Raw genomic sequence first — 2,486 nt, 5'->3', positions numbered from 1 at the left:
CTGGGTGGAGAGCGAGAACCGTTGGGTGCGTATGCGGGTGAGCACCAAGGGCATCCGTACCATTGACAAGAAAGGGATTGATGTCGTTCTGGCTGAGCTGCGCGCCGCCGGCGAAAAGATCTGAGGATTGAATCATGCGTGACAAGATTAAGCTCGTTTCCACGGCCGGTACCGGTCATTTCTACACCACCACCAAGAACAAGAAGACCAAGCCCGATAAGCTGGAAATGAAAAAATTCGATCCCAAGGTCCGGAAGCATGTGATGTACCGGGAAGACAAGATCAAGTAACACCCTTTTTCGGTCTGCCTCCCGGTGGTCTGCCCTGAATCTTCGGGAGGGGCCAGACTATTCCTTTGCTCCGCCATCATTTTTTGCTAAATTACTAGCACTCATGATGGTTGAGTGCCAAGGATGATTTCTACCGCCATGTTTTATCCCTTTATCTGCGCCATGCAGACGCTGTCCTCGCCCGTCGTACGAGGGGCGCCGCTCTGCGTGCCTTGCGCATTTTGGCCGGGATTGTAGACGGCCATGGATGAACGCGCCCGTCACCTGCTCAAATCCCTCATTGAGCAGCATATCGCCAAAGGCGTGCCGGTCGGCAGTCGCCAGTTGGCCCGTGATGCCGGCCTCAACATCAGTCCCGCTACCGTGCGTAATGTCATGGCGGACCTGGAGGACGAGGGCTACCTGATCTCCCCCCACACTTCTGCCGGGCGCATTCCCACCCATGTCGGCTATCGTTTTTTTGTCGATGCACTGCTGCGGGTGGTGCCGCTGTCGGCGGAATCCAACCGCCTGCTCATTCATCGCATCGGTTTTCGCGCTCCGGATGCGGAGCAGGTGCTGCACGCCGCCACGGGCATTCTCTCTGAACTGACGCACATGGCGGGCTTTGTGCGGGTGCCGCGGCGGGCAACCCGGATTTTGCGGCATGTGGACTTTATCGCCCTGCGCGAGCGTGAGGTGTTGGCCATCTTCGTCACCGACAAGGGGGACGTGGAGAATCGCCTGATCCGCACCGAGCAACCTTTCGGCGCGGCAGAACTAACGCAGGCGGCCAATTTCTTCAATGCCACCTATGGTGGTCGACCATTGCAGGATGTCATCCATAATTTGCAGCGAGACCTGCAGCAGTCCCGTCATGAAATGGACCGCATTCTGCGCAGCGCCATGGAGTTGGGCGAAGAAATGCTGGAGGAAGATCAGCAGCGCATGCTCATCGAGGGCGAATTCCAATGGCTGGACCTGCCGGAGCTGGCGGGAAGTGAACGCCTGCGCGAGCTCCTGGCCGCCGTGCGGCAGAAGCGCGATCTGGTGCATTTGCTGGATGAGAGCATGCGCGGTAGTGAAGTGCGTCTTTTTATCGGCGAAGAGTCGGGCTATGCGCCGCTCAGTGATTGTAGCGTGGTATCGGCGCCCTACAGTGTCGATGGGGAGGTGGTCGGGGTATTGGGGGTGATCGGACCGATGCGGATGCCCTACCAGCAGATCATCCCGCTGGTCGACGGCACGGCGCAACTGCTCGGTCGCGCCCTGTCGCAATCCGGATGACGCCGGGTCTTGAAATACTCCGGCCCCTTCCCCATATCGTCTTGGACTCAAACTTTCAGGGGTTGATTGCACATGAATGAAGAAGAGCAGGAATCGCCATCCACTGAAGCAGAATCTACCAGTGCAGAAGTGGTGAACTGGGAAGAGAAGGCGGAAGGCTACCGCAACGATTATTTGCGCGCCTTGGCAGATACCGAGAACCTGCGCAAGCGTCATGAAAAGCAGGTCGAAGACGCCCGCAATTATGCGGTGGATCGTTTTGCCCGCGAATTGCTGCCGGTGATTGACAGTCTGGAGCTGGCGCTGGCCAGCCCGGTGGAGGGCGCCGAGAGTATCGCGCCATTGCGGCAGGGTTTAGAAAATACGTTGACGCTGTTTGCCCAGGCCTTGGGAAAGGCCGGCATCGCCCCCATAGAAATGGGCGAAGGGCGTTTTGATCCCCATCTGCATCAGGCGATTGCCATGGTGGAAACGGAGGGGGACGCAAACCGGGTTCTGGCGGTGCATCAGAAAGGTTATTTAATGCATGACCGCTTGTTGCGACCATCCATGGTTTCCGTTTCCAAAGCACCTAAAGCGGCAGAATAACACAACGCACACCAGACAGGTTTTGCATATTCAGGAGATGATAAAATGGCAAAAGTAATAGGAATCGATTTGGGAACCACCAACTCCTGCGTCGCCGTGATGGAAGGCGATAAGGTCAAGGTGATTGAGAACAGCGAAGGTAAGCGCACCACGCCGTCCATTGTCGCTATCACCGAAGAGGGCGAAGTATTGGTGGGTGAAGCGGCCAAGCGTCAGGCCGTTACCAATCCGGAAAATACCGTTTATGAGGTCAAGCGCCTGATCGGCCGCAAGTTTGACGATGCCGAGGTCCAGAAAGACCTCAAGCATGTGCCTTACAAAGTCATCAAGGCCGACAACGGC

The 2,486-nt window shown here is 57.0% G+C and carries 5 protein-coding genes; all 5 read left to right on the top strand.

Going from position 1 to position 2,486, the window contains the following annotated elements; all coding sequences use genetic code 11:
* On the top strand, positions 1–124 hold a 124-nt coding region (locus AC2VNK_RS01845; RefSeq protein WP_486882596.1), incomplete at its 5' end, for a large ribosomal subunit protein bL28.
* A 10-nt stretch (positions 125–134) separates the two neighbouring features.
* Entirely contained in the window at positions 135–290 is a 156-nt protein-coding gene (gene rpmG / locus AC2VNK_RS01840) for a 50S ribosomal protein L33 (RefSeq protein WP_113526044.1), read from the top strand.
* A gap of 243 nt (positions 291–533) precedes the next feature.
* Positions 534–1,556, top strand: coding sequence for a heat-inducible transcriptional repressor HrcA (hrcA, locus tag AC2VNK_RS01835; RefSeq protein WP_291522470.1), 1,023 nt, complete (start codon positions 534–536; stop codon positions 1,554–1,556).
* Between the two features lie 72 nt (positions 1,557–1,628).
* Positions 1,629–2,144 carry a nucleotide exchange factor GrpE gene (locus AC2VNK_RS01830; RefSeq protein ID WP_291522468.1) on the top strand — a complete coding sequence of 172 codons (516 nt, stop codon included), beginning with the start codon at positions 1,629–1,631 and terminating at the stop codon, positions 2,142–2,144.
* 45 nt (positions 2,145–2,189) lie between these two features.
* Positions 2,190–2,486: Hsp70 family protein (locus AC2VNK_RS01825; RefSeq protein ID WP_486882595.1), on the top strand; the 297-nt coding region annotated here is incomplete at its 3' end.

This window comes from Acidithiobacillus sp. TH-A35 (assembly GCF_057473505.1).
The sequence above is the reverse complement of the archived record's forward strand: the minus strand, read 5'-3'. Positions and strand labels throughout refer to the sequence as shown.